Consider the following 25,424-nt stretch of genomic DNA (forward strand, 5'->3'; position numbering starts at 1 on the left):
GTTGACTCCATTTATGTCGTTGGAAGCAGTCGTCGAAATGGACAGATAACCATGTCCCCTATGCATTTGATCTTAGCGGCGCAGTCCGTATCCGGATGTGTGCGCTTGTCAGCGGACTGACGGTTTCGTAATCAAATGTTTCCCCTGTTCAAGCATGCGACGTGCCCGCCCCGCCACAAACGGAAAAGCCCGCCGGAGGCGGGCTTCGATGCTGCAACGCAGTGATCTGGCGGGCCGGCTGGCGTAAAAAAGATAGCCGGCCCGCGATCCCTACCTTACTGCCGCTGATAGATCTCAGCGCCTTTCTTCATGAACTCGATCGACTTCACTTCCATGCCTTTCTTCAGCGCTTCGTCGTCGGTCACGCCTTGTTGCGCCGCGAACTCGCGCACGTCCTGCGTGATCTTCATCGAGCAGAAATGCGGGCCGCACATCGAGCAGAAATGCGCGACCTTCGCCGAGTCCTTCGGCAGCGTTTCGTCGTGGAATTCGCGAGCCTTGTCCGGGTCGAGGCCGAGATTGAACTGGTCTTCCCAACGGAATTCGAAGCGCGCCTTGCTCAACGCGTTGTCACGCACCTGCGCGCCGGGGTGACCCTTTGCGAGATCGGCGGCGTGCGCGGCGAGCTTGTACGTGATGATGCCGGTCTTCACGTCGTCCTTGTTCGGCAAGCCCAGGTGTTCCTTCGGCGTGACGTAGCAGAGCATCGCCGTGCCGAACCAGCCGATCATCGCCGCGCCGATGCCCGACGTGATGTGGTCGTAACCGGGCGCGATGTCGGTCGTCAACGGTCCCAGCGTGTAGAACGGCGCTTCGTCGCACCATTCCAGTTGCAGGTCCATGTTCTCCTTGATCAACTGCATCGGCACGTGGCCCGGGCCTTCGATCATCGTCTGCACGTCGTGCTTCCACGCGATCTGTGTGAGTTCGCCGAGCGTCTTCAATTCGCCGAGCTGCGCTTCGTCGTTCGCGTCGTAGATCGAACCGGGACGCAGGCCGTCGCCGAGCGAGAAGGCCACGTCATACGCCTTCATGATTTCGCAGATGTCTTCGAAATGCTCGTACAGGAAGCTTTCCTTGTGATGCGCGAGGCACCACTTCGCCATGATCGAGCCGCCGCGCGACACGATGCCGGTCATCCGCTTCGCGGTGAGCGGCACGTATTGCAGACGCACGCCCGCGTGAATCGTGAAGTAGTCGACGCCTTGCTCGGCCTGTTCGATCAGCGTGTCGCGGAAGATTTCCCACGTCAGATCTTCGGCTTTGCCGTTGACCTTTTCGAGCGCCTGATAGATCGGCACCGTGCCGATCGGCACTGGCGAATTGCGGATGATCCACTCGCGCGTTTCATGAATATGCTTGCCGGTGGACAGATCCATCACCGTGTCGCCGCCCCAGCGGATCGCCCACGTCATCTTGTCGACTTCTTCGCCGATCGACGACGTCACCGCCGAGTTGCCGATGTTCGCGTTGACCTTCACGAGGAAATTGCGGCCGATGATCATCGGTTCGCTTTCCGGGTGGTTGATGTTGTTCGGGATGATCGCGCGGCCGCGTGCGATTTCTTCGCGCACGAATTCCGGCGTGATCGCGGTGAGGCCGTTCGGGCCGAATGCGCTCGCGCCGAACGCCTGGCCTGGATGCTGACGACCCATCATCGCGGCGAGCTTTTCGCCGTTCGGGCCGCTCGTCTTCAGCGTCTCGAGATACTCCGCGCGGCGCTGGTTCTCACGAATCGCGATGTATTCCATTTCCGGCGTGATGATGCCTTTACGCGCGTAGTGCATCTGCGACACGTTCTTGCCGGCGATCGCGCGGCGCGGCGTGCGGTGCAGGCCCTGGAAACGCAGGTCGGCGGTGGCGGTGTCGGCGGCGCGTTCGCGGCTGAAATCGCTCGACAGACCCGTCAGCGCTTCGGTGTCGCCGCGTTCTTCGATCCACGCCTGACGCAGCGCGGGCAAACCTGCGCGAATGTCGATCTTCGCGTCCGGATCCGAGTACGGACCCGACGTATCGTAGACATAAACCGGCGGATTCTTTTCACCACCGAAGCTGTCCGGCGTGTCGGCTTGCGAAATTTCGCGCATCGGCACGCGAATGTCCGCACGCGAACCGGTCACGTAGATCTTGCGGGAATTGGGCAGCGGCGCGACGGCGGCTTCATCGACGTGGGCGTCGGCGGAAAGAAACTTCGGGTTGGCGTTCATGCGTATCTCCGTGTGTCGGCCGGAGTTGACGCTTTGACGTCTCACTCTGGCCGCTTGCAAATGCAATGTGGGGCGGCTAAGCAGGAGACGAGACGGAAGTTGTCGGAAATCGCGAGGAAATGAGGCAATAAGGCTTGGGTGCGAAATCCGTACGCTTCCCTGCGCTGGCATTATCCAGATCAGGTTCAAAGGGTATTTCTCACCCGCGCGGCACGGACTTCCAACCTCCGTGCGACGCAGGACCCCCGCGTTAGCAGCGCACACGATACACCGGCTGCCGGGGGCTTGGCAACCTGTGCAGGAGAAGTCAGCGAGTTGTCAGGCAAAGCCCGGGCGAGCTTTTATGCCGGTTTCAAAGCGGGCGGAACGACGCGCGGGGCGGTGTTTTCAATGCCGCAGGCCCGCGTCTTTGAGAGCGGATTCACGACGATTTTTGCGAGCGAATCCATGTGTCGTCATGGGTTATTTCGTGTCTTATGCGCTACGAATTGCAGCGAAAAACAGCAAAAAATCACAACGAAAAGTCGTCGGCGGCTTCGGGCTGGTAGAGGATCTTGTCGAGCTTCAGCACCTTCTCCGTGCCGCTCGGTGGCGTAAAGCGGATGCGTTCGCCGCGCTTCGCGCCGAGCAGCGCCAGGCCGACCGGTGAGAACACGTTCAGCCGACCTTGCCCAAAGTCCGCATTGGGCGGATAGACCACGGTCCACGTCATCTGCTCGCCGCTGGTTTCGTCGATCAGCGTGGCTTGCGAATTCATCGTGATGACGTTGGCCGGAATCTCGCGCGCGTCGACGATCACGGCGCGTTCGAGCACGTCGTCAAGCATGTCCTGCAGACGGGCGTCGGCACCGGGCGCGGCCGCATGCTTCTCCAAACGGGCGACGTCGAGTTCGGTGAGGTAACAGGTTTTCGTCTTTTTCACGATGGATACTCCAATTCGATCTGCATATAAGGGAACTGCGTGCGGATGAGATCGGCCCGGAGCCTGACAAACGCGGCTCGGGTGATGGAGCGAACAGCGTTAGATCGGGCGCCGGGCGGCGTGAAGCGGGAGCGTTCGGGACGGCTTGCCGGCGCGACGCGGTGCGAGATCCGCGCGCGCGCAACCGGTTGCGCGGCGCAGGCGCAAGCGGGTGAACACACGGGAAGTCGGAAAGCGCATCGTGATAGCCGGAATGTCGAATAGAGGAGGGTGAGGCACGCGCGGACAACGAATAAGGCAGCGCGATCGAAAGGTGAATGTTAGCACGGGGCGTTTGTATCTTTATTCGGCATGGCGGCGAACGGATCTCGGTTTATCCCCGCTTTGATGCCCAGCCCCGGATCGCGCGGCAATTCAAGCTCGTTGTGGCGATGCCGTTAAAGCAGGTTTGGGAGAGGCCGTCATCCAGCATCGCGAGAGGGGGCGCTGAGTGGCGCTGCAGGTTGTCGGCGCCGGGACGTCGCGTGATGCCGTGGCGGCGCGTTTCGTCGACGCCGGGCGCTGGGTAGGCGCTGCGCACGACGGGCACTACCGGGTTGGCCGCGACGGTGGGGTGCTGTCGTTATCGCCGAAACGGGCTGGTTCGGCTACGCCGGTGATTGTCGTCATGAGTTATGACTGAATGGGCGAGCAGCTAGCCGGCCGTGCGGCCGGCTAATCGTCAGGATTGCGATTGACGCAGGCGCGTGCGAACGGCGGTGCATCGACGTCTGCAATTTCATACTCAAGCGCTGCTGACGAAAGCCGGTCAGGCGGAAAATGCTGCCTGCGCTTTCACGGCCCTGAATACAACCGGTGGCCATCCGCCGCCGTTTAAATGCAATCGGGATAACTAAAGCAAACCCGCGCCGGCATCCCGAAAAAACGCCGCAACACGCGCCCCAAATTCCCTGTTGTAACCACGCAAAAAAGTTACGATTCTTTCGCTCGACGCGGTGGGCGCTTACTGCATAATGCCGTGCGCGCCAACCTTTAGGCGCGTGTTCGCCGAGGCCCGGATTCTCCCGTTTGCCGCGGCGTTGTGGCCCCATTGGCCATCTATCGTCTTTCCGTTCCACCGACATGTCCGCCAGCCTCGCCCGTCAGACCGCATCACCGATGCGGTATCCGCCATCCCGCCACAGGGTTTTCAGCGGGGGCGCAGCACCTCGAGCGGCATGGGCGGGTTGAACCATGTCGCTGCAATTCCCAAACCGTTTTTCGCGTGGTTTCCCGATCCGTTTGCCGCAATCGCGTAACGGTCAGATCGCGCTGGCTCTCGCCGTCGTTTATCTCGTCTGGGGCTCGACGTATCTCGCCGTGCATGTCGCGCTCGGCTCGTTCCCGCCGCTGTTGATGTCCGGGCTGCGCAACCTGTTTGCCGGCATCGGGCTGTTCGTGTTCGCCGCGCGCCGCAAGCCGGTCTGGCCGACTGCCGCCGAGGTCCGCAATGCCGGGATCGTCGGCACGATGCTGGTGGGGTTGTCGAGCGGCATGCTGGCCTACGGGATGCGCACTGTCGGCACCGGCACCGCGGCGGTGATGGTCGCGACCGTGCCGCTGTTCGCCACGGTGATCGCAGCGGTCGCGGGCCGCAAGATCGGGCGGGGCGAGTGGTTCGCTGTCGGGCTGGGGCTGCTGGGTATCGCGATTCTCAGCCACGGCGACAGCGCGCCCGGCTCGGCGGGTGGCAGTCTCGCGATTCTGTGCGGCGCGCTGTTCTGGGCGGGCGGCGCGCATCTGGCGGGGCGTTTGAAGCTGCCTTCGGACCTGTTTCTGTCGACTGCCTTGCAGATCGGCCTGGGCGGCGCGATGTCGACGCTGGTCGCGTGGGTGTCGGGCGAACGGATGCTCGAGATGCACTTCCTGCCCTTGCTGGCGTTTCTCTACCTGATGCTGATCGGGACGATGGCCGCGTATGTCGCGTATGGGTTCCTGATCCGCCATACGAGTCCGATCATTGCCAGCAGCTGCATGTATGTGAACCCGGTGGTCGCCGTCGCGCTCGGCGCGCTGCTGCTGGGGGAGCCGGTTACGCATTCGACGGTCATCGCGACTGTCGTGATTCTGGCGAGCGTCGGTTTGTCGTTCTGGTTCGATTACCGGAAGAAGGGGCTGGCCTGAGTTGAACCGCCGAGCCTAATCCACCGAGCCCAACCCACCAAGCCGCGCTTACGGTTCACCCCGTGAGCGCGGCCCGTTCCCTTCACAGCGACGCAGCCACCTCCGCGCCTTCGCGAATCGCGCGTTTCGCATCCAGTTCGGTCGCAACCTTCGCTCCGCCAATCAGATGAAAACGCGGACCGGCAGCGCTAGCCGCGTCGCCCGGATGCAGATACCGCAGCGACTCCTGTCCCGCGCATACGACGATCGAATCGACTTCGAGCCATTCCTCGGCTCCGTCACGCGCGATTTTCAGACCGCGCGCGCCGATCTCCAGATACGACACGCCGGCCAGCATCTTCACGCCGTTTTTCGCGAGCGTCGCGCGATGCACCCAGCCCGACGTTTTCCCAAGCCCCATGCCGAGCTTGCCCGCCTTGCGCTGCAACAGCCAGATTTCGCGGGCAGGATGTGCAGCAACCGGCGGCTTCAGCCCGCCGCGTTCGCGTACCGTCAGATCGACACCCCATTCGTCGAGCCACGCATCGCGCGGCGTAGGCAGCGGTTCATCGGCGCGATGCAGCAGAAACTCGCTCACGTCGAAGCCGATACCGCCCGCGCCGATCACCGCCACGCGTTTGCCGACCGGCGCACCACGCAGCACGTCGACGTAAGACAGCACATTCGGCCCGTCGATGCCCGCAATCGACGGCCGTCGCGGCACGATGCCGGTCGCGACGATCACGTCGTCGTAGCCGCCCGCCGCGAGCAACGCCGGATCGACGCGCGTATTGAGCCGCACGTCGACCCGGTGACGCTGCAACTGGCTCTGAAAATAGCGGATCGTCTCGCTGAACTCTTCCTTGCCCGGCACGCGCATCGCCAGATTGAACTGTCCGCCGATCTCCGCCCCCGCATCGAACAAGGTCACGCGATGCCCGCGCGACGCCGCGACTGTCGCCGCAGACAGGCCCGCCGGTCCCGCGCCGACCACCGCGATTGAGCGCACCGCCTGCGCGCCGGAAACAGGGCGGTAGACCAGTTCGGTCTCACGTCCCGCGCGCGGATTCACGAGGCAACTTGCGCGCTGATTCTTGAACGTATGATCGAGGCAAGCCTGATTGCACGCGATACAGGTGTTGATTTCCTGCGCGCGCCCCTCAGCGGCTTTCACGACGAAATCGGGATCGGCGAGCAGCGGTCTCGCCATCGAAACCAGATCGCCCGCGCGTTGCGCAAGAAGTTCTTCGGCGACTTCCGGCGTATTGATCCGGTTCGACACGATCACCGGCACCCTGACCGCCGCCTTCAGACGCGCGCTCAGTTCAGCAAAGGCGGCGCGCGGCACGGAGGTCACGATGGTCGGCACACGCGCTTCGTGCCAGCCGATTCCCGTATTGAAGATCGTGACGCCGGCCGCTTCGAGCGCCTGCGCGACCTGCACGGTTTCTTCCCAGGTGTTGCCGCCTTCAACGAGATCGATCAACGAAATGCGGTATACGACGATAAAGCGCTCGCCGCACGTCGCGCGAACCTGTTCGACGATCTCGCGCGCGAGCCGCATGCGGTTCTCGATGCTGCCGCCGTATTGATCGTCGCGGCGATTGGTGCGCGGACACAGGAACTGGTTGAGCAGATAACCCTCGCTGCCCATGATCTCGACGCCGTCATAACCCGCGCGTTGAGCGAGCCGCGCGCAGCGCGCATAGTCGCGCACGGTCTTCGCAATGCCGCCGATGCTCAGCGCGCGCGGCTTGAACTTCGAGATCGGCGACTTGAGCGCCGAAGCCGATACGACGAACGGCTGATAGCCATAGCGGCCCGCGTGCAGGATCTGCAAGGCGATCTTGCCGCCTTCGGCATGCACAGCCTCAGTCAGCAACCGGTGATTGCGCAGATCGAACACGGAGTTCAGCGTGCCGCCGAACGGCAGCAGCCATCCCTGTCGGTTCGGCGAAATCCCGCCCGTGACGATCAGACCGACGCCGCCTTTCGCGCGCTCGCGGAAATACGCGGCCAGCTTCGGGTAATTCCAGAAGCGGTCTTCCATGCCGGTATGCATCGAACCCATCACGACGCGATTGCGCAGACGGGTGAACCCCAGGTCGAGTTCGGCGAGTAAGTGTTGGTAAGACATGCAGGGAGCCGTGTAATTATTGGGTGCGCACGAACAATACACCGCGCACCTGTGCCAATCCGCCGAGGAAAAATTCTAAACCTCGCAATTCTTTACTCCGTAAGACATTCATCAGCCGTCGTCAGCCATATCGAACGCCTGCGGCACACGCATTGCTCATAGCGAGCGTCCATCGACACGGACAGCGTCAGTCGAGAAAACCGGCGCAATGTGCGGCAGGGATAGGAGGGAGTGTCTGCTTGGGAGAGCGCTTGAAACCGCTGTCCGAAGCAGAACGCTCACAAAAACCAATTGGGTTGAGAGCCCAGTATCGATATAGGTGAACACAATGAAAATGATCCGAACCATGGCGGCTGTAGCGGCGGTTGCATCTGTTCTGAGCGCGTGCGGTGGCGGCAGCGACGACGCGGCCAAGGAACTGGGGCTGACCGATCCGGAGATCCACTTCGTCAACGCCGTTCCGAGCAGCCCGGCAGTCGACTTTCTCGTGAACGGCAGTGCGCCTTCGGGACAAACCAACGTCAGCTACAAGGGCGTGACGAATCTCACCAATATCAAGTCGGGTAACACCAACGTGGGCTATGCGCTCACCGGCACGACGACTGCGCTTGCCAGCGGTAATTTCCCGGATGCCGCGAACGGTCATGAATACACGGTGATCGGCTTGCCGAGCCTGACCGGCTCGGGTATCGGCCTGATCGACGATCCGTTCGACAAGGGGCTGCTGTCCAACAGCGCGCGCGTACGCGGCTTCAACGCGTCGGCGAATGCGACCAACCTCGACCTGTACCTGGTCCAGGCGAACGCGACCGACATCACCAACGTATCGCCGACCATGGCCGGTCTCGCGTTCAATAACGCCGTGCCGGCAAGCGGCGCGGACTCGCTCTACGTAACCGGCGGCCAGTACGTGCTGATCGCGACCGCGGCCGGCAGCAAGACGCCGATCTTCCAGTCGGCTTCGTTCGCGCTCGGCAATAACGCCGACTGGATCGTGACGTCGGTGCCGATCGCCGGTACGTTGTCGCAGCTTCTGCCGGGCCAGATCCATCTGCTGGTCGTGCAGAACGGCAATACGAGCACGCCGAGCATCGAGTTGACGAATACGTTGACGGGCGTTTAAGTCCGCGAGTTTGCGCAAAAAGCGGTAAGTCCTGGGGAGGACGGAGCGGCGATCCACGTGAGTGGGTCGCCGTTTTGTTTCTGGTTTTGTTCTGTTCGCAATCAGGTGTGAGCCCAAGCCCAATCGATAAAACCCCCATGAAAAAACCCGTCGCGGTTTCCCGCGACGGGTTTTTCGTTTTCTCCTACATGGCAGCACGCCAATCTGCGCGCTGCCATCGCGAACTTACTTGGCCTTGTCCGCCGAGTTCGTCAGCGCGTCGCCGCCCTTCGAAATATCCTGGCCGGCGCCGGCCATCGTATTGCAACCGGCAAGCATGGCCGTCCCTGCAATGAGAAGCAAAGCGATCAGTCGAGTCATGAAAGTTCTCCTTGTCGAGAGTGCATCGGTTGACGTGTCCGTGTTTTACGGCACGCGCTAGCTATCGTCCGACCGGGGCCTTGAGCCTGTACACAGTCGACCGGTCTGACTGCATGTTAAAAAAAGGGCGGAGGCGGCGCTGTCGGCTGCGCTGCGATTTTCGTGTAGGCGCATGCCGGTGTTTGCGTCGGCGCACTCCTACAAGGGTTTTTTCCGCGCGTCGCGAGCGAGCCGCGACGCGCCTCTACACCGGCGTTCGCGACGGCGTAGCGGGCGGCAGATCGATCGACGGCGTGGCAGTGCTCACGCTCGGCATGACCACGTCGATGTCGGTGCCGTTCGGCACGCCGCGCCGGATATCGAACCGCCCGCCATGCGCGGCGACCCGCTGACGCATGCCCAGCAGCCCGTGCGTGTGCGTGCGCTTCAGATCGGCGGGCATGATACCGACGCCGTTATCGGCGATATGCAGCGCCACCTGGCCGTCGCCGACCTGCAGCGCGATCGACACCTTCGATGCCCGCGCATACTTGGCCGCATTCGTCAGCGACTCCTGCGCGACGCGGAACAGCGCGATCTCCGTCTGTTCGTCGAGCTTGATGTCGTCGGCGGGGAGGTGCAGTTCGAGCGTCCAGCTGTTGCGTTGCGCGGCTTCGTCGGCGAGTGTGCGCAGCGCGGTGACCAGGCCGAAATTCGCCAGCACGGTAGGCCGCATGTCTTCGATGATGCGCCGCTTCAGCGCGATGCCCTGGTCGAGATTGGCGAGCGCGCGTTTCAGTTTGTCGGAGATGTCGGGCTCAGTGTCTTTCAGTTTGCGATTGGCCCAGGCCACGTCCATTTTGCTGGCGGTGAGAATCGCACCGAGTTCGTCGTGCAGTTCGCGCGCTAGCTGCGTCTTCTCGTTTTCGCTGACCGCCTGCAGGTGCCAGCCGAGCGCTTCGAGCTGACGCGTGCGCTCGTTGACGAGCTGGTCGAGTTCTTCCTGCTGCGTGATCAATTGACGCTGCACGCGCGCCTGCCGGTCGATCTGAATGCCCAGGTTGCGGAACAGCAGAATGAACAGCACGATGTTCAGCGCCGACAACCCTGCCGCCGCCAGCGTGGAAATGCGCTGATCGGCGCGGCTCGCGGCGAGCGCGTGTTGCGCGCGGCGCTCCTCGTTGTCGCGCAGCAGCGTGAGCGTGCTGTCGATCAGCGATGCATCGGCGGCATTCACTTCGCGGGTGCTGCCGCACGCGCCGAGATCGAGCGGATGCGGCGACGCGCGTTGTATTGCGGCCGCGCCCGCGCCGATGCGCCCTTCGATCAGCGCGAAAATCTGCGTGAAGCTCGCGAGTTCGGCGCTGTCTGCGTTGCCGCTGCGGTAGAACTGGTTCAACTGCTGCTTGCCCTGGCGGATTCGCGCGACGGTCGCGCAGAAGTCGTTCGCCGAGGCCTCTTCCTTTGTCAGAAGAAAATGGTTCTGCTGGGCGCTCAGACGCGATAGCAAGCTCGCGAGCGTGCTCAGTTGCACGGTGACGTCGCGCGCGCCGAGCGCGGTTTCGTATTCGGCGGCGATGCGCTCGCGCGCGGTTTCGAGAATCACGAGACCGCCCACGGTGATGACGATCGCCACCGTCATCGCGATCGCCCAGCTCCGGTTGCGCATCCAGTCGCTCAGACGCGCTGCGGCCCCGGGATTCGGCGTGGTCGACACGTTCTGAACATTCGGCACATTCGGCTCCTGAAGTGGGGCACCAGTGTAACGTCCGCGGCTTCGATGCAGGTTCGCGTCATGGAACGAGCGGGGCGATCGCCGTGCTCTACGACCCGGCGTAACGTCACCGTAATCCAATGTCAGCGGATTCTCACACGAAAACCGGCGTGCGTCGGAATGCGCGCGGCGTTGTCGATCGATACGATGTGTCTGATCGTTAAACCATCGTTTCGGAGGAAGCCATCATGTTGAAGTGGGCGTTGATATTCGCCGTCGTGGCGGTGATTGCCGGCCTTCTCGGCTTTACCGGCATAGCCGCCGGCGCAGCGGCAATCGCGAAATTCCTGTTCGTCGTGTTCGTGATTCTGTGCGTGGTGTTCCTCGTGCTCGGATTCGTGGTGACGAAGAAAATCGTCGATTAGCGCCGGCCCGTGCGGATGCGTGTTCTCCTGATATTCATTCAGGGTAATAACGACAGGCAGGTACCCGGTCAATCACTCAAGCAGGGAGAGTCGCCATGCTTCACTACGCCATCGTCTTTTTCGTGATCGCCATCATTGCCGCCGTGTTCGGTTTTACCGGCATTGCGGCGGGGGCGGCAGAAATTGCGAAGATCCTGTTCTACATTTTCCTGGTCGTGTTCGTCGTCACGTTGCTGCTCGGCGTGTTCCGAACATAACGGCGCGAACGTAATCGTGCCAATCCCTCTACCGGCGCATCAGGCGCGATTCGTGCGGGATGCGCAGTTCCCCCATACCGGTTAAAGGAGAAGTTCAATGTCGGCTCAAACCAAAGATCCGTTCGTGATGGACCTTAAAAAGATTCGCGAAGACGCCCGCAAGCATATGTCGGACGGCCCGGTCACGCCGAGCTACGGTGCCGATCGCGAGACGGTGCTGAAGTTGCTCAACGATTCGCTGGCGACGGAAATTGTCTGCGTATTGCGTTACAAGCGCCATCACTTCATGGCAAAGGGCATCAATTCGGAAGCCGTGGCCGCGGAGTTTCTGGAGCACGCGAACGAAGAGCAGGGCCACGCGGACAGCATCGCCGAACGCATCGTGCAACTCGGCGGCGAGCCCGATTTCGCGCCTGACAGCCTGGTGGCGCGTTCGCATTCCGAGTATCAGGAAGGCGAGAATCTGACGGACATGATCAAGGAAAACCTGATCGCCGAGCGCATTGCGATCGACACGTACCGCGAGATCATTCGCTATATCGGCGAGAAGGACGTGACCACGCGCCGTCTGTTCGAAGAAATTCTCGCAGTCGAAGAAGAACATGCCGACGACATGGCGGACCTGCTCGAAGGTCGCGAGTGAGAACGGCAATTCGGGCGGCGCGGCGGGCGCGGGCGGGTCTGCAGGTTGATGGGTCCGCGTGGGCAGGCGTCGCCCGGTTCGGGACTCTCCGGTTAAAAACCTGCCGGAGGTCATTACAATGTCTGCTCTGGAGCGCTTCCGATTCCATTGCACGGACACCAAGCCGATGATTCGAGTGTTAATAGCCGACGACCATGCGATCGTCCGGGGCGGGTTTAAACAGTTCGTCGCCGACGAACCGGATATGTGCGTCGCTGCCGAAGCCGCGACCGGCGACCAGGTCATCAGCCTCGTGCGCGAGCAGGCGTTCGACGTAGTACTGCTCGACATTGCGATGCCGGACAAGAACGGCATCGACACGTTGCGCGTGATCAAGCAGGTGCGTCCCGAGCAGGGCGTGCTGATTCTGTCGGGCTATCCCGAGAGCCAGTACGCGATCAACCTGCTGCGCGCGGGCGCGAATGGTTATCTGAACAAGGACTGCGAGCCCGACGAAATCGTGCGGGCAATTCGCTCGGTGGCGCGCGGTCACCGTTATCTGTCGGAGGCGGTTGCCGACACGCTCGCTGACAATCTCGACAAGCCCGCAGCGGGGCGGCCGCATGAAGCGCTGTCCGAGCGCGAGTTCCAGATTTTTTGCAAACTCGCGGCGGGGCAGATTCCCACTGATATCGCGGAGGAATTGCATTTGTCCGTGAAAACGGTGAGCACGTACCGCGCACGCGTGCTCGAAAAGATGCGGTTGGCGAACAATGCCGATCTGACTTATTACGCGATCAAGAACGGCTTGATCGAATAATGGACGATCGAGAAATCCTGATGAACAGCGAACCGAACACCGTTGACGAGCGAGCCGGCCGCGCACCGTTGCGCGTGTTGCTGATCGAGGATTCGCCGCTGATCCGCCGCAGCCTGGTGGAAGCAATCGATTCCTCCGGCTTGCTGCGGGTGGCCGCTTACGCGGATTCCGCCGATCAGGCCATCGCGCTGCTGAACGACGAAGCGTTCGACGCAGTGATCGTCGATCTGCAGTTGAAGCAGGGGTCGGGCGTGCCGGTGCTGGCTTATTTGCAGCGAGAAGGGCTGATCGACTCGGTGTTCGCGGCGGTGCTGACCAACCATGCATTGCCCGCATATCGGGAACGCTGCGAACAATATGGCGTGCGCCACTTCTACGACAAGTCGTTCGAATTCGACCGCGTGCTTGACGCGCTGCATGAGTATGCGTCGGCGAGAAGCGGGCATTGAGCGGCGCGTGGGCGTTCGCCGTTCGGGTCGACCATCAGTGACGTGACGGAGCCGGATGGTCTGTCGAGGCCGCAGCGAGCGGGCCGTTACTAGTGCCTTGCCCATCCTCGCCACGCGCCCGACAACAAACCACATTCATACCCAACGGCTTTATTGCGCGGCAATCCGTGCCGGAAGCCGTAAATGATTCCACGCGGCAAGCCCCGCGAACACCACGCCCGCTGCACTCACGCCCAGCCAGCCGAACATCGGCCAGACCACGGCGCCGACGCCCGAGCCAAGCGCTCCGCCGATGAAATACGCGACCATGTACACCGTATTCACGCGGCTGCGCGCATCGGGCTTGAGTGCGTAAATGCGCGACTGATTCGAAATCTGCGCGGCCTGTACGCCGATGTCGAGAATGATCACGCCGACCACCAGGCCCGCGATACTCTTTGACGACGCACCAAACACGACGAACGAAATAGCCACCAGCGCGATCGACAGCGTGATGATCGCGCGCGGTCCGCGCTTGTCGGAGAACTTGCCGGCGAGCGGCGCGGCCATTGCACCCGCCGCGCCGACGATACCGAACAGCCCCGCCGCCTGCGGCCCGAGATGAAATGGCGCACCGGCGAGCAGCAGCGCAAGCACCGACCAGAAGATGCTGAACGCGGCGAACATCGCCGCGCCCGTCAGCGACGCTTCACGCAGTGCGCGATGCTCGACGATCAGATGCCACATCGACACCATCAGCTTGCCGTACGGCAGCGTCGAAGTCGGCTGGCTTTTCGGCAGACGCAGGATGATGACGACGGCCAGCGCGAGCAGCGCCACCACCGACGCGCCGAACACCGCGCGCCAGCCGAGATATTGTGCGATTACGCCCGATGCGGTCCGCGCCAGCAGAATGCCCAGCAGCAGACCGCTCATCACCGTGCCGACCGCGTGGCCGCGCTCGGAAGGCGGCGCGAGTTCGGCCGCGAACGGCACCGCCTGTTGCGCGATGGTGGCGAGCACGCCGATCGCTAGACTCGCGGCGATCAGCACGAACAGCGTCGGCGCGGTGGCCGCGACGATCAGCGCGACGCACATGCCGACAATCTGCAGCAGGATCAGACGACGCCGGTCGAAGCGGTCGCCGAGTGGTGCGAGCAGCAGCATGCCGGCCGCGTAGCCGAGTTGCGTGACGGCCGGCACCGCACCCACCCACGACGCACTGGCGGGAAACGACGAGCGGAAGTTATCCAGCAGCGGCTGGTTGTAATAGATGTTCGCGACCGACACACCGGCGATGGTGGCGAGCAGAAACAGCAGGCCGCGCAACGACCGGTCGGCGGAAGCGGGGGAGGAAGCGTCGGGAGTGGCCATGAGAGAGGAGGATCGGCGGACCGGCCCATGCGCGGTCTCGAGCGTGCCGATCATACCGGAGCGGGGCGGTTCCTGCTGACGGCCGCTACGGGGGCGCAATTCGCGGGAATGGCGGGATGTGTGCCGGGAGTGCTTATCGCTGTCACTGCTGCTGGGAGGTCGATGCCAGCAATAACGGATCCCTCAACGCTTCTGCCGCCTGCATGGAGCCCGCCTGGTTCGCCTGTCCATCGACCGAACGCGCCGCTGTCAAATTGAGATGGTCTTCTGGATTTAGTTCGTAGAATCGGCGCCCCATCAGCAGCGATCGCGCCAGCGAATAACATGATATCGACCCCTCAACGCGAGTCCCGCCCAATCGGCGGCGGCCTGCTGTTCGTCCTGATCTGTCTCGCCGCATGGGCGCTATTCACCGCGTTTGTGGTACGGGAACCGCTGAAGCTGATGCTCGAATGGGAGTTGCTGGCGGTGTTCATCCGTCATGAGACGCATGGCTGGTATCGCACGGTATTAACCATGGTCGGCCTCGACGTGATCGTCAGCGTGTTTGTTGTTGCCGGAGCGGGTTGGCTGGCGCTGCTGGTATCGCGCAAGTCGGCGCGTTTCAGGACCCAGGTGCAGGCCTGGCTTCTGATGATTCTGCTGATGCGTACCGGCGCGTTTCTGGTGGGCGCCTATATGACGGGCGCTATCGGTATCGACATCGCCGTGCCGCTAGACGGTCTTGCTCAGGCCGCTGTCGCCGCTGCGCTCGGGATACCGTATTTCAGATGGTCCCGGCGCGTGCAGCAGACGTTCATCGACGCGTGAGTTTTGCGTCTGCGTATTCAATCGATCAGATCGCCCTCAGGTTCGTAGAACGGGTACGGGCCGTCCGCCGCATCGACATACGCGTGATGTGTGACGATGCCGGTCGCCGGATCGTAGCGGTGCAGCGCATACGCGGGCGGTTCCATCATAAATGCCGACGGCGCATCGTCGCGCAGATCGAGCGCGACCTGATGAGCGGGTGAAGGCACTGCAGACGCGATCGTGCCGCCAAAGCGCACGAACATCGGCCGATGCACGTGTCCACACATCACGCGCTCCACATTCGGATAACGCGCGATCAACGCGGCGAGTTTGTCGGCGGCGACGGGGTCGAGTCGCAATTCGTCCATATGTCCGATGCCGCACACAAACGGCGGGTGATGCAGCGCCACGATAGCCGGCTTGCCCTGAGCCGCATCGAGTTGTGCCGCGAGCCACGCGAGGCGCGACTCGCACAGATTGCCCGCGCTTTGTCCCGGCACCATCGAATCGAGCGCGATCACGCGTAACGGACCGACATCGACCGCGTATTGCACGAACTCGCCACCGCTGCGCAATTCCGCGCGATCGGGGAATGCCGCGCGCAACGCGTTGCGTTCGTCGTGATTGCCCACTAACAGGAAGTAGGGGATTTCAAGCGGTGCGAGCAGCGTTTTGAGGTACTCGTATTGCTCGGGGTCACCCTGATCGACGAGATCGCCCGTCATGATGATTGCGTCGGGGCGCGGTTCGAGCGCATTGAGCGCGGCGACGCAACGCGCGAGATACGCACCGGTGTCGACGCGCCGGTAAGCGAGCGCGCCCGGCCGCTTGATATGCAGATCGCTAATTTGAGCCAGCAGCATGGGGAAGTCCTTTTGTTGCGCGCTAAAAACACAGCGCGGCGTTTTTACAATAGCGCAATCAGCGCGTCCTGCGCGATCGAAATGCCGACGGGCGTGCCGCGCGCCAGTTCGACACGGCCCGCGACATCGATCAGCAACGCGTCCGGTGCTGCGCCGCCGATAGTCAGGCGCGTGCGTTCACCGAGAAACGCAGTGCTTTCGACGTGGCCGCGCAATTGCGCGTCAGCGGGATCGGCGAGCCATGCATCCTCGGGCCGGAAGAAAATTTCGTGTGACGAAAGCGTGCCTGAGGTAGCGGTGCGTGAGGGCACGGGCACCGCACCCCCCGTGGTTTTGAGCATGCCGTCGTGAAGTTCGCCCGCCAGCCGGTTGATCGTGCCGACGAACTGCGCGACCGTCCGGTTGGCGGGGCGGTAGTAGATATCGCGTGGCGAGCCGATCTGCTCGATACGGCCCGCGCTCATCACGACGATGCGGTCACCGAGTTCCATCGCCTCGGCCTGGTCGTGCGTGACGTAGATGGTCGTGATGCCCAACTCGCGCAGCAGCGTATTCATTTCGCTGCGCAACGTGTCGCGCAAACGTGCGTCGAGAGCCGTGAGCGGTTCGTCGAGCAGCAGCACGCGCGGCTGCACGGCGAGCGCGCGAGCCAGCGCGACTCGTTGCCGTTGACCGCCGGAGAGTTGATCGATGGGTTTATCGGCGTGCGCGGTCAGGCGCATCATGTCGAGCAATTCGTCGACCCGCTTGCGTGCGGTATCGGCAGCCACGCGTTTGATCTTCAATCCATAGCCGATGTTGCCGCGCACCGTCAGATTCGGAAACAGCGCGTAGCTCTGAAACACCATGCCGACCTGGCGCTTTTCGATCGGCAACGTAGTGACGTCGTCGTCGCCGAATGCGATGCGGCCGCCCGCGTCGGGTGTTTCGAGTCCTGCGATTATACGCAGCGTCGTGGTCTTGCCGCAGCCGGATGGCCCGAGCAATACCAGCGTTTCACCGGCATCGATCTTCAGGTCGAGCGGTTCGAGCACACGCGTGCCGCGAAACGTTTTCGCGCATTGCGTCAGCGTGATAGGAACAGAAGCGGGCACAGAAGCGGGAACCAGGGAAGAAGCGAGTTTCATGGCGTCTTGATGGAGGTCGAAGAGGAAGCGGCAGCGCGCTTTTTCGCGGCGCTACGCTGGCCGGTTGCATCGACGCCGAGCCATTGCATGGCGACGAGCAAGGGCATCGTCATGATGAAAAACAGGATCGTGTACGCGCTGCCGATTTCGATCCGCAACGACGCGTACGTATCGGCGAGACCGACCGGCAGGGTTTTCGTGTCGGGCGTATGCAGCATCCACGTGAGATTGAATTCGCCGATCGAAAGCGTCAGCACGGCGAGCGCGCCCGCGACGATACCCGGCCGCGCATTCGGCAGCACGATCGTCACGAAGCGCTGGAAGAAACTCGCGCCGAGACTCGCTGCGCCTTCTTCGAGCGTGCGAAGATCGCTGCTCGCGCACACGGCCGCGACCGCGCGCACCATGAACGGCAGCGTGAACACCACATGGCCCACGACGATGAACGCGACGCTCATCCGAAACGCTGTAAAGCCGCCATACACCACCAGCAGCGCGAGCGCCGACGCGAGGCCGGGCAGCGCGATTGGCAGCACCAGAAATTCCTCGATAACACGCGACAGTCGCGTCTTGCTGCGCGCGAGCACATAGCCTGCGGGTACGCCGATCAGCAGCGTGATGAACAGTGTCGCCGCCGCGACTTCGAGTGAGAGAAACACTGAATCGTGATACTGGGTCCACACTTCGATGAGCCAGCGTAACGTCAGTCCGCTTGAAATGCCCTTGAAGTAATTGACCGTCAGTCCCGCCATGATCGACATGATCACCGGCACGATCAGAAACGCACACAGCAGCAAGGTCACGCACCATTGACCGACTGCTAGCCAGGTTCGCGTGTCGGGCAAACGCAGCCGCGCTCGCGGTGTCGTCGCTTCATGCAAGGCGCGAGGAATGGAATTCATCGTGTTGTCGTCATCCGGATTGGAGAGGCCGGGTCGTGAAGCTGCTTTCATGTCAGGCACTCGCCGCCACCGCCGAACCGCTCACGTTGCGCGCCAGCGCGAGCACCGCCCACGTGACGATGCCGAGCACGATCGAGAGACCCGCAGCCGTCACCATGTTCGCGTTGAGTGTGAACTCGGTGTAGATGGTCATCGGCAATACGTCGATGTCGCTGGCCAGCGTGAACGCGGTGCCGAATGCACCCATCGCGGTCGCGAAGCACACGGCGCCCGCCGCGATCAGGCCGGGCGAAAGCGCGGGCAACACGATGTCGCGCGTAATACGCCACGGCGATGCGCCCAGCGAACGCGCGGCTTCTTCGAGCGATGCATCGAGCTTGGTCGCCGACGCCATCACGGTGACGATCACGCGCGGAATCGAGAAGTACAGGTAGCCGAGAAAGAGGCCGCTCATCGAATACGCGAACACCCAGCGGTCGCCGGTGAGTTTCAGCGACAACGCGCCGATCAACCCTTGGCGTCCCGCGAGCATGATGACCATGAAGCCGACCACCACGCCGGGAAACGCGAGCGGAAAGGTGAGCAACGCGAGCAGCGTACGCTTGAGCGGAAACTCGCGGCGCGCCAGCAGCAAACCGGCGATCACCGACAGCACCAGCGTCGTCGCCGTGACCGCTGCGGATAGCACGACCGTTGCGCCCAGGCTCGACATGTAGCGCGGATTCGTCAGCATCGCGCGATAGGTGGCGAACGCGTGGCCGTCGCCGCTGATTTGCGCGAGCGCGGCCATCGGCAGCAGCCAGAATGCGATGAAAACCGCGAGTGCGGGCGCGATCAACGCGATGCGCCAGCGCAGCGGGAACGTGATGTCGTTCAATGCATCACCTGTAGATAGCGCTCGCCGAAGCTCGACTGCTTCTCGGCCATCTTGCCGAAATCGACCGGTTTGGCGCGGGCATAGTCGCTCGCGGGCAGGAATTTCGCGGCGGTTTCCGCGCTCATCGTGCTTGCACGAACGGGACGCAGGTAGGCTTCGGCCCACAGCTTCTGACCTTCGTCGGACAGCACGAAATCAAGCACCTTCTTGCCATTCGCGTCATGCGGCGCGCCCTTCACCAGGCTCATCACATACGGCACCGAGATCGTGCCTTCCTTCGGAATCACGAATTCGACGTTCGCGTGATCCTTGTATTTCGCGCGATAGGCGTCGAAGTCGTAGTCGAGCAGAATCGGAATTTCACCGGACATCACCCGCGCGTACGCAGTCTGTTTCGGCACGATCGGCGCATTTGCTTTCAGCTTGCGGAACCAGTCGAGGCCAGGTTCGAAATTATCGAGCGTGCCGCCGAGCGCCTGGTTCACTGCGACCGCGCCCGCATAGCCTACAAACGCGCTCGACGGATCGAGATAACCGATCATGCCTTTGTATTCGGGCTTCAGCAGATCGGCCCATGAACGCGGCACCGGCTTGCCTTCGAGCGCGTCCTTGTTGACGAAAAAGCCCAGCGTGCCCGAGTGAATCGCGAACCAGTAACCTTGCGGGTCCTTCAGGTTCGCGGGAATGTCGTCCCAATGCGCGGGCTTGTACGGCTGGATCACGCCTTTGTCTTTCGCCTGGAAGGCCGACGACACGCCGAGATACACCACATCCGCGACGGGGCTCTTCTGCTCGGCCATCAGTTGCGCAATCGACTGGCCGGAGTTCTTGTTATCGAACGGCACGCGAATCCCGGTCTTCTGCTGGATTGCCTTGATCTGGCTTGCCCAGTCGGCCCATTCGGGCGGGCAGTTGTAGCAGATCGCGGTTTCATCGGCGTGCGCGGATTGTGGTGCGAGCACGGTCAGCGCGGTGGCGGCGATCACGAGCGCGGCTTGTGTCGAGTGAACGACTCGTCGCCATAATGATCTGGATGACGAATCAAAGTGTGAAGAAGAGCGGATCACTGCGGGTCTCCTGGAGAAGAAGAGAGCGGGTGGTTCGAAGTGTGTCTGGTTAAAAGCTCGACGCGCTGAAATTCACGCGACATTGCGCGCGTAGGTATTTTCAGAATTGGCTTCCTTGGGCGGCGTCGAGGTTTCATCGCGATTCGAAATCGCCGCGATGGTGGCGCCCTCGCGCAAGCTGTGCGGCAACGTCAGCGCGAGCGACGTTTCGCCGAGCGCCTCGTAATTCCCGGTGACGCGTGCGAGCAGACGCCGCCACGCCGCGCAGCCAATCTCGCGATTCGGCGCGCAGATGCTCGCGAGCGGCGGCGACAAAAGCTCGCCCATCGCGAGGCCGTCGAAGCCGAGAATCGACATGTCGTGCGGAATCTGCAAACGCGCGCGACGCAGCCCGCGCATCACGACCATCGCCAGCAGGTCGTTACTGCAGAAAAGGGCGGTGGGGCGGTTCGGGCCGCTGGTCAGATGCGCGAGTACCGACGGCGACAGTTCGGCCGCGTTGAAATCGACTTCGAGCGCGGGCGCGGGTGTGAGGCCGGCTTGCTGCATCGCCTGCGTATAGCCGAGATGCCGCTGACGCGCGCGATCCGACGCGGCCAGCGTGCCCGCCAGCATCAGAATGCGGCGATGCCCGTGCGCGATCAGTTGACGCACGCCGTCGTATGCGGCGAGGCGGTTGTCGACCGACACCGATGGGCGACGGACCGTGTCGTTGTGCATCAGCACGTAGAGCAGTCCGGCGCGGTCCAGATCGTCGAGCAGCGGATGCGTGTCGGCATCGGCGACGGTCAGGATCAGCCCTTCCACACGTTGCTCGCGCAGCGTTTCGATGGCGTGGCGTTCGCGGTCCGCGTCGTACTGGGTGGTCATCAGCATCAACCGGTAGCCTTGCGCCGACGCGAGTTCGTCGATGCCTTGCAGACATTCCGCGAATACCGGATTGGCGAGCGTGGGCAGCACCACGCCGATCAGACGCGTGCGCTCGCCGCGCAATTGACGGCCGAGGGGGCTCGGGCGGAAGTTCAGCGCGTCGATGGATTGGCGCACCTTGTCGAGCGTGACAGGGTTCACGGTGTGCGGCGCATTGATCGCGCGCGATACCGTGGCAATGGAAAAGCCCGCGTGGGCGGCGACATCTTTGATCGTCGGGATCATGGTTTCCGCTCTGCTGTAAACGTTTTCGTGAGCGGATTATCGGGAAGCTCTGTGACTTCCAGATGACTCCGGGCGAGCTCCATTTTTATCGGCGCAACGAGCAGGCGAGGGTGGGAAACGGCGGCCGTTCACACCAGTTTGGTGCGTCTGCCGGGCAGTGGTAGAATTCGCGACCACGCGCGATTGCGACCCCTGCCGGGGTGATGAAATTGGTAAACATAGCGGACTTAAAATCCGCCGCCTCACGGCTTGCCGGTTCAAGTCCGGTCCCCGGCACCAGGTTCCCGTTGCATATTGCATGGCGTTGGAAACACAGCGAAAACCCGCATCAGATGCGTCTGTGCGGGTTTTTTTATTCGCGGACCGCCTCGCGGCCATCGGTATCCCGGGCTGCGAACTGACGGCGTCGGGCTGCCGCCGGATCAGTGTATAAATCTCTTATCTGCCTGCCGCATACCCCATCCCACGGAGAACTCATGGCCACCGAAAAATCGAAGCGCGCACGTCTTGCGGCCGAAAGCCTGTTCGGAGACCCGCCCGGCGCGGCCACGGGCAGCAAGGGCAATGTGGGCAGCAGGAGCAGCACATCGGCGAGCCGTCCCGCGAATCCGTTCGGTGACGATCCGTTCAAAGGGTCGACCAGCCATTCGCCGTTCGACGACGAACTGGTGAAACTGCCGCCCGACATCGAACTGCCGCCTGGCTACGAAGATGTCGCGGCGATGCGCGATGCGTTGGCCCGCATCTGGCGGATGGACTGGATCAAGATCGGCAAGGACGAGTGCGTGGTGAGGCTGCCGGTCGGCTGGCGCGCCGATAAATCGGTGGACGGCGTGCTGCGGATCGAGCGGGGCGGCGTGGTGCGCGCCGAAGGGCGGCTGGTCGAAGGCGCCGCGTTGCAGATCCTGCCGCGCTATTACCTGAAAGCCGAGTTTCACGATTCCGACGATCACTGCCGGATCGTCGTGCGAGATCGCGCGAGTAAAAACGCGGTGCTGAAGGATTCGTTCTGGGATACCCGCAGCGGCCCGAATCATCCGCAATGGAAAGTCGTTTCCGACTGGCTCGACAAGAAATTCCCCGACCATCGCGATCCGCTGCGGTATTGGGAAGACTGCATCGCCTGATCATGTCCCAACTGAAATACCTGACCGGTTATCCGCCGACCTTGCAGGAGAAGGTGAGGAAGCTCATCGCCGACGAGCAACTGGGTTCCTATCTTTCTTCGAAATATCCGGCCACGCATGACGTGCAAACGGACCGCGCGCTCTACGCATATTGTGCGGAATTGAAGCGCGAGCATCTTCGCAGCGCCGAGCAGATCGACAAGGTCACCTACGACAGCAAGCTCGATGTGGTGCGTCACGCATTGGGTCTGCACACGAGCATTTCCCGCGTACAGGGCGGCAAGCTGAAGGCGAAGAAGGAAATCCGCATTGCGTCGCTATTCAAGGCGGCCGCGCCGGAGTTTCTGAAAATGATCGTCGTTCACGAACTCGCGCATCTGAAGGAAAGCGATCACAACAAGGCTTTCTACCGGCTCTGCGAGTTCATGCAGCCGGGCTACCATCAGATCGAATTCGACCTGCGTCTTTATCTGACGCATCGCGATTTGACGAAGAACCAGAGTTGAAAATCGAGCGCTTCACGGGTGACGTGAGGCGCTCGACGTCCTCCTGTAATCAGGCCGCGATTGCCTGAAGCGGAACCGCCGACGCCTTCAGCAACACCGGAATCGACTTCGAAGTCGGCGTACCCGCGCCGTCCGCAATGGACGAGAGCGGCACCAGCGGATTCGTCTCCGGATAGTAAGCGCCGAGGCAGCCACGCGGAATGTCGTATTCCACCAGCAGAAAGCCATCGGCGTGACGCTCGATGCCATCCGCCCACACGCTGGTGATATCGACCCACTGTCCGTTGGCGAAACCCAGCATCGCCAGATCGTCCTTGTTCGCGAACAGCACGCGGCGCTGACCGTAGACGCCGCGATAGCGATCGTCGAGGCCGTAAATCGTCGTGTTGTACTGATCGTGCGAGCGCGTTGTCATCAGCGTCAGCAGGCGTTCGCCATGTTCGTTGCGCGCCTGGTGAATCGGTGTATCGAGAGCAATGGCGTGGACCATGAATTGCGCCTTGCCGGTCGGCGTTTTCCACACGCGATCGCGCGACGCGACACCCAGGTGGAAACCACCCGGATTCTTCAACCGCTCGTTGTAGTTCTGAAACCCGTCGAATACTTTCTCGATGCCGTCGCGAATCAGCGAGTAATCGGCCGCCTGCCCGAGCCAGTCCACTTTGTTGCTGCCTAGCGTCGCGTGCGCCATCCGCGCGACGATCGCGATTTCCGACAGCAGATTCTCCGACGCCGGTTTGTTCATGCCGTACGAAATGTGCACCATGCTCATCGAGTCTTCGACGGTCACGCCTTGCGCAATGCCGTTCTGCAGATCGATTTCGGTGCGGCCGAGCGTCGGCAGAATCAGCGCGTCGCGGCCGTGAATCAGGTGGCTGCGGTTCAGCTTGGTCGTGATGTGCACGGTCAGATCGCACGAACGCATCGCTTCCCACGTACGCGGCGTATCCGGCGTCGCAATCGAAAAATTGCCGCCCAGGCCGATGAACACCTTCACCTTGCCTTCGAGCATCGCGTGAATCGTTTCGACAACGTCGTAGCCGTGTTCACGCGGCGGCTCGAAATCGTAGGCCTTGCCGAGGCGGTCGAGAAACGCCTGAGTCGGCTTTTCCTCGATGCCGACCGTGCGGTCGCCCTGCACGTTCGAATGTCCGCGCACCGGGCACAGCCCCGCGCCACGGCGGCCGATATTGCCGCGCATCATCATCAGGTTCGACAGCAACTGCACCGTCGCCACCGAGTTCTTGTGCTGCGTGATGCCCATGCCCCACGTCGAAATGACGGCGCGGCCTTTCACGTAGATGTCGGCGAGTTTCAGCACGTCGTCGAACGGTACGCCCGCTTCGGCGACGATGGTGTCCCAGTTCTCGGCGCGCAGGTCGTCGGCGAACGCGTCGAAGCCGACCGTGTGTTCGGCGATGAAGCCGACGTCGAGCACACGTTCGAGGCCGGACGCGAGTGCTTCGTCGTCGAGTTCGATCACGCGCTTGGCGACGCCCTTGATCAACGCGAAATCGCCACCGATCTTCGGACGGATGAACACGGAGCTGATCTTTGTGCCCTTCGGCGACAGCATGTCGAGCGCGTGCTGCGGGCTCGCAAAGCGTTCGAGCCCGCGCTCCTTCAGCGGATTGATCGACACGATGGTCGCGCCGCGCTTCGCGCACTCGCGCAATTCGCCGAGCATGCGCGGATGGTTGGTGGCCGGATTCTGGCCGAAGATCAGCAGCGTGTCCGCGTGTTCGAAGTCGTCCAGCGTAACCGTGCCCTTGCCGATGCCGACCGTGCCCGGCAAGCCGCGGCTGGTCGCTTCGTGGCACATGTTCGAGCAGTCGGGGAAGTTGTTGGTGCCGTACATGCGCACGAACAACTGGTACAGGAAGGCGGCTTCGTTGCTCGCGCGGCCCGACGTATAGAACGCGGCGCGGTCGGGGTCGTCGAGTTGCTTCAGGTGACGCGCGATCAGATCGAACGCTTCGTCCCAGCCGATCGGCACGTAACGGTCGCGCAGCGCGTCGTAGACGAGCGGGTCGGTCAGGCGGCCGTGCTGTTCCAGTTCGAAGTCGGACTGCGCCATCAGTTCTTCGACCGTGTGCTGTTCGAAGAACGCGGGCGTGACGCGCTTGCTGGTCGCTTCGGCAGCCACGGCCTTGACGCCGTTCTCGCAGAATTCGAAGGTCGACGCGTGTTCGCGATCCGGCCATGCGCAGCCGGGGCAGTCGAAGCCGTCCGGCTGGTTCTGCTTGAGCAGCGTGCGGTAGTTGCCGCCCGTCACCTTCTCCTTGATCAGGTTGATGGCGACGTACTTCAGGGCGCCCCAGCCCGCGGCCGGGTGCGTGTACGGTTCGATGCGAGCTTCAGGTTTCTTCATGACGATGCCGCTGGAGACGGTCTGGACGAGGCTTTTATGCCAATAAGTGCCAGCCTACTGTGTTCCAAATGGTGCGCTGCATACAGAAATTTGGAAAAGAGAGGGATACAGTTGGCGGATTTCGGCA

General features: G+C 62.4%; 24 protein-coding genes, 1 tRNA gene and 1 riboswitch. Of the genes, 12 read left to right on the forward strand and 13 right to left on the reverse strand.

All coding sequences use genetic code 11. The annotated features are described in order from the left end of the window. Positions 1–275 precede the first annotated feature (275 nt). A complete protein-coding gene (gene thiC / locus ABH945_RS04140) occupies positions 276–2,207 on the reverse strand; it encodes a phosphomethylpyrimidine synthase ThiC (protein ID WP_074764565.1) in 1,932 nt (643 codons plus the stop codon). A gap of 138 nt (positions 2,208–2,345) precedes the next feature. Then, positions 2,346–2,464: riboswitch (TPP riboswitch) on the reverse strand. Between the two features lie 254 nt (positions 2,465–2,718). Further along, positions 2,719–3,129, reverse strand: coding sequence for a GreA/GreB family elongation factor (locus ABH945_RS04145; RefSeq protein WP_171910222.1), 411 nt, complete (start codon positions 3,127–3,129; stop codon positions 2,719–2,721). 490 nt (positions 3,130–3,619) lie between these two features. Here ABH945_RS04145 and ABH945_RS04150 point away from each other — a divergent pair, with 490 nt between their 5' ends. Further along, on the forward strand, positions 3,620–3,811 hold the full coding sequence (locus tag ABH945_RS04150; protein WP_429249806.1) for a hypothetical protein: 192 nt from the start codon (positions 3,620–3,622) through the stop codon (positions 3,809–3,811). A gap of 551 nt (positions 3,812–4,362) precedes the next feature. After that, on the forward strand, positions 4,363–5,292 hold the full coding sequence (locus ABH945_RS04155) for an EamA family transporter (RefSeq protein ID WP_429249807.1): 930 nt from the start codon (positions 4,363–4,365) through the stop codon (positions 5,290–5,292). 82 nt (positions 5,293–5,374) lie between these two features. Here the strand turns inward: ABH945_RS04155 and ABH945_RS04160 are convergent, their stop codons facing one another. Beyond that, positions 5,375–7,408 (reverse strand): FAD-dependent oxidoreductase, encoded by a 2,034-nt coding sequence (locus tag ABH945_RS04160; protein ID WP_429249808.1) that lies wholly within the window; start codon positions 7,406–7,408, stop codon positions 5,375–5,377. A 328-nt stretch (positions 7,409–7,736) separates the two neighbouring features. On the opposite strand from ABH945_RS04160, the gene ABH945_RS04165 reads away from it, so the two are divergent. Beyond that, positions 7,737–8,531, forward strand: a complete 795-nt coding sequence (locus tag ABH945_RS04165; RefSeq protein ID WP_429249809.1) for a DUF4397 domain-containing protein — start codon at positions 7,737–7,739, stop codon at positions 8,529–8,531. 225 nt (positions 8,532–8,756) lie between these two features. On the opposite strand, the gene ABH945_RS04170 is transcribed toward ABH945_RS04165, so the two are convergent. Together ABH945_RS04170 and ABH945_RS04175 are read right to left on the reverse strand one after the other, a co-directional pair. Next, positions 8,757–8,891, reverse strand: a complete 135-nt coding sequence (locus ABH945_RS04170) for an entericidin A/B family lipoprotein (protein WP_074764551.1) — start codon at positions 8,889–8,891, stop codon at positions 8,757–8,759. A gap of 244 nt (positions 8,892–9,135) precedes the next feature. Further along, a complete protein-coding gene (locus tag ABH945_RS04175; RefSeq protein ID WP_429249810.1) occupies positions 9,136–10,605 on the reverse strand; it encodes a sensor histidine kinase in 1,470 nt (489 codons plus the stop codon). A 227-nt stretch (positions 10,606–10,832) separates the two neighbouring features. Between ABH945_RS04175 and ABH945_RS04180 the strand changes: the two genes are divergently transcribed. The 5 genes from ABH945_RS04180 (at position 10,833) to ABH945_RS04200 (ending at position 13,157) form a co-directional block, all read left to right on the forward strand. Continuing rightward, positions 10,833–11,009 (forward strand): DUF1328 domain-containing protein, encoded by a 177-nt coding sequence (locus ABH945_RS04180; protein WP_074764547.1) that lies wholly within the window; start codon positions 10,833–10,835, stop codon positions 11,007–11,009. Positions 11,010–11,104: 95 nt separating this feature from the next. Further along, positions 11,105–11,266 (forward strand): DUF1328 domain-containing protein, encoded by a 162-nt coding sequence (locus ABH945_RS04185; protein WP_006052455.1) that lies wholly within the window; start codon positions 11,105–11,107, stop codon positions 11,264–11,266. 97 nt (positions 11,267–11,363) lie between these two features. Continuing rightward, entirely contained in the window at positions 11,364–11,909 is a 546-nt protein-coding gene (locus ABH945_RS04190; protein ID WP_074764545.1) for a ferritin-like domain-containing protein, read from the forward strand. Between the two features lie 166 nt (positions 11,910–12,075). Beyond that, on the forward strand, positions 12,076–12,708 hold the full coding sequence (locus ABH945_RS04195) for a response regulator (protein WP_074764543.1): 633 nt from the start codon (positions 12,076–12,078) through the stop codon (positions 12,706–12,708). A gap of 20 nt (positions 12,709–12,728) precedes the next feature. Then, a complete protein-coding gene (locus ABH945_RS04200; RefSeq protein ID WP_074766474.1) occupies positions 12,729–13,157 on the forward strand; it encodes a response regulator in 429 nt (142 codons plus the stop codon). Between the two features lie 150 nt (positions 13,158–13,307). On the opposite strand, the gene ABH945_RS04205 is transcribed toward ABH945_RS04200, so the two are convergent. Continuing rightward, positions 13,308–14,510, reverse strand: a complete 1,203-nt coding sequence (locus ABH945_RS04205; RefSeq protein ID WP_429249811.1) for an MFS transporter — start codon at positions 14,508–14,510, stop codon at positions 13,308–13,310. Between the two features lie 324 nt (positions 14,511–14,834). Here ABH945_RS04205 and ABH945_RS04210 point away from each other — a divergent pair, with 324 nt between their 5' ends. Beyond that, a complete protein-coding gene (locus ABH945_RS04210; RefSeq protein WP_429249812.1) occupies positions 14,835–15,320 on the forward strand; it encodes a DUF2569 domain-containing protein in 486 nt (161 codons plus the stop codon). A 17-nt stretch (positions 15,321–15,337) separates the two neighbouring features. On the opposite strand, the gene ABH945_RS04215 is transcribed toward ABH945_RS04210, so the two are convergent. From ABH945_RS04215 to ABH945_RS04240, 6 genes are all read right to left on the reverse strand, one after another. Continuing rightward, positions 15,338–16,165 (reverse strand): phosphodiesterase, encoded by an 828-nt coding sequence (locus ABH945_RS04215; protein ID WP_429249813.1) that lies wholly within the window; start codon positions 16,163–16,165, stop codon positions 15,338–15,340. Between the two features lie 44 nt (positions 16,166–16,209). Next, a complete protein-coding gene (locus ABH945_RS04220) occupies positions 16,210–17,292 on the reverse strand; it encodes an ABC transporter ATP-binding protein (protein WP_429249814.1) in 1,083 nt (360 codons plus the stop codon). Then, positions 17,289–18,194 (reverse strand): ABC transporter permease, encoded by a 906-nt coding sequence (locus ABH945_RS04225; protein ID WP_074766472.1) that lies wholly within the window; start codon positions 18,192–18,194, stop codon positions 17,289–17,291. Before ABH945_RS04225 ends, ABH945_RS04220 begins: the two co-directional genes overlap by 4 nt. 52 nt (positions 18,195–18,246) lie before the next feature. Continuing rightward, complete coding sequence (locus tag ABH945_RS04230) at positions 18,247–19,071, reverse strand: ABC transporter permease (protein WP_429249815.1); 825 nt, start codon at positions 19,069–19,071, stop codon at positions 18,247–18,249. Further along, positions 19,068–20,138, reverse strand: coding sequence for an ABC transporter substrate-binding protein (locus ABH945_RS04235; protein ID WP_429249816.1), 1,071 nt, complete (start codon positions 20,136–20,138; stop codon positions 19,068–19,070). The genes ABH945_RS04230 and ABH945_RS04235 overlap by 4 nt, the downstream gene beginning before the upstream one ends. A 72-nt stretch (positions 20,139–20,210) precedes the next feature. Further along, positions 20,211–21,293, reverse strand: coding sequence for a LacI family DNA-binding transcriptional regulator (locus ABH945_RS04240; protein WP_074764527.1), 1,083 nt, complete (start codon positions 21,291–21,293; stop codon positions 20,211–20,213). A gap of 194 nt (positions 21,294–21,487) precedes the next feature. On the opposite strand from ABH945_RS04240, the gene ABH945_RS04245 reads away from it, so the two are divergent. From ABH945_RS04245 to ABH945_RS04255, 3 genes are all read left to right on the forward strand, one after another. Further along, a tRNA-Leu gene (locus ABH945_RS04245) sits at positions 21,488–21,572 on the forward strand. A 197-nt stretch (positions 21,573–21,769) separates the two neighbouring features. Beyond that, entirely contained in the window at positions 21,770–22,420 is a 651-nt protein-coding gene (locus ABH945_RS04250) for a hypothetical protein (RefSeq protein ID WP_429249817.1), read from the forward strand. A 2-nt stretch (positions 22,421–22,422) separates the two neighbouring features. Then, positions 22,423–22,926: a M48 metallopeptidase family protein gene (locus ABH945_RS04255; protein ID WP_074764523.1), complete on the forward strand. Its 504-nt coding sequence runs from the start codon at positions 22,423–22,425 to the stop codon at positions 22,924–22,926. Between the two features lie 49 nt (positions 22,927–22,975). Here the strand turns inward: ABH945_RS04255 and ABH945_RS04260 are convergent, their stop codons facing one another. Further along, positions 22,976–25,297, reverse strand: a complete 2,322-nt coding sequence (locus ABH945_RS04260; RefSeq protein ID WP_429249818.1) for an FdhF/YdeP family oxidoreductase — start codon at positions 25,295–25,297, stop codon at positions 22,976–22,978. Between the last annotated feature and the right edge of the window lie 127 nt (positions 25,298–25,424).

Origin of the sequence: Paraburkholderia sp. GAS333, from assembly GCF_050435665.1 — a bacterium.
In the GTDB taxonomy this organism is placed as follows: Bacteria; Pseudomonadota; Gammaproteobacteria; order Burkholderiales; family Burkholderiaceae; genus Paraburkholderia; species Paraburkholderia fungorum_A.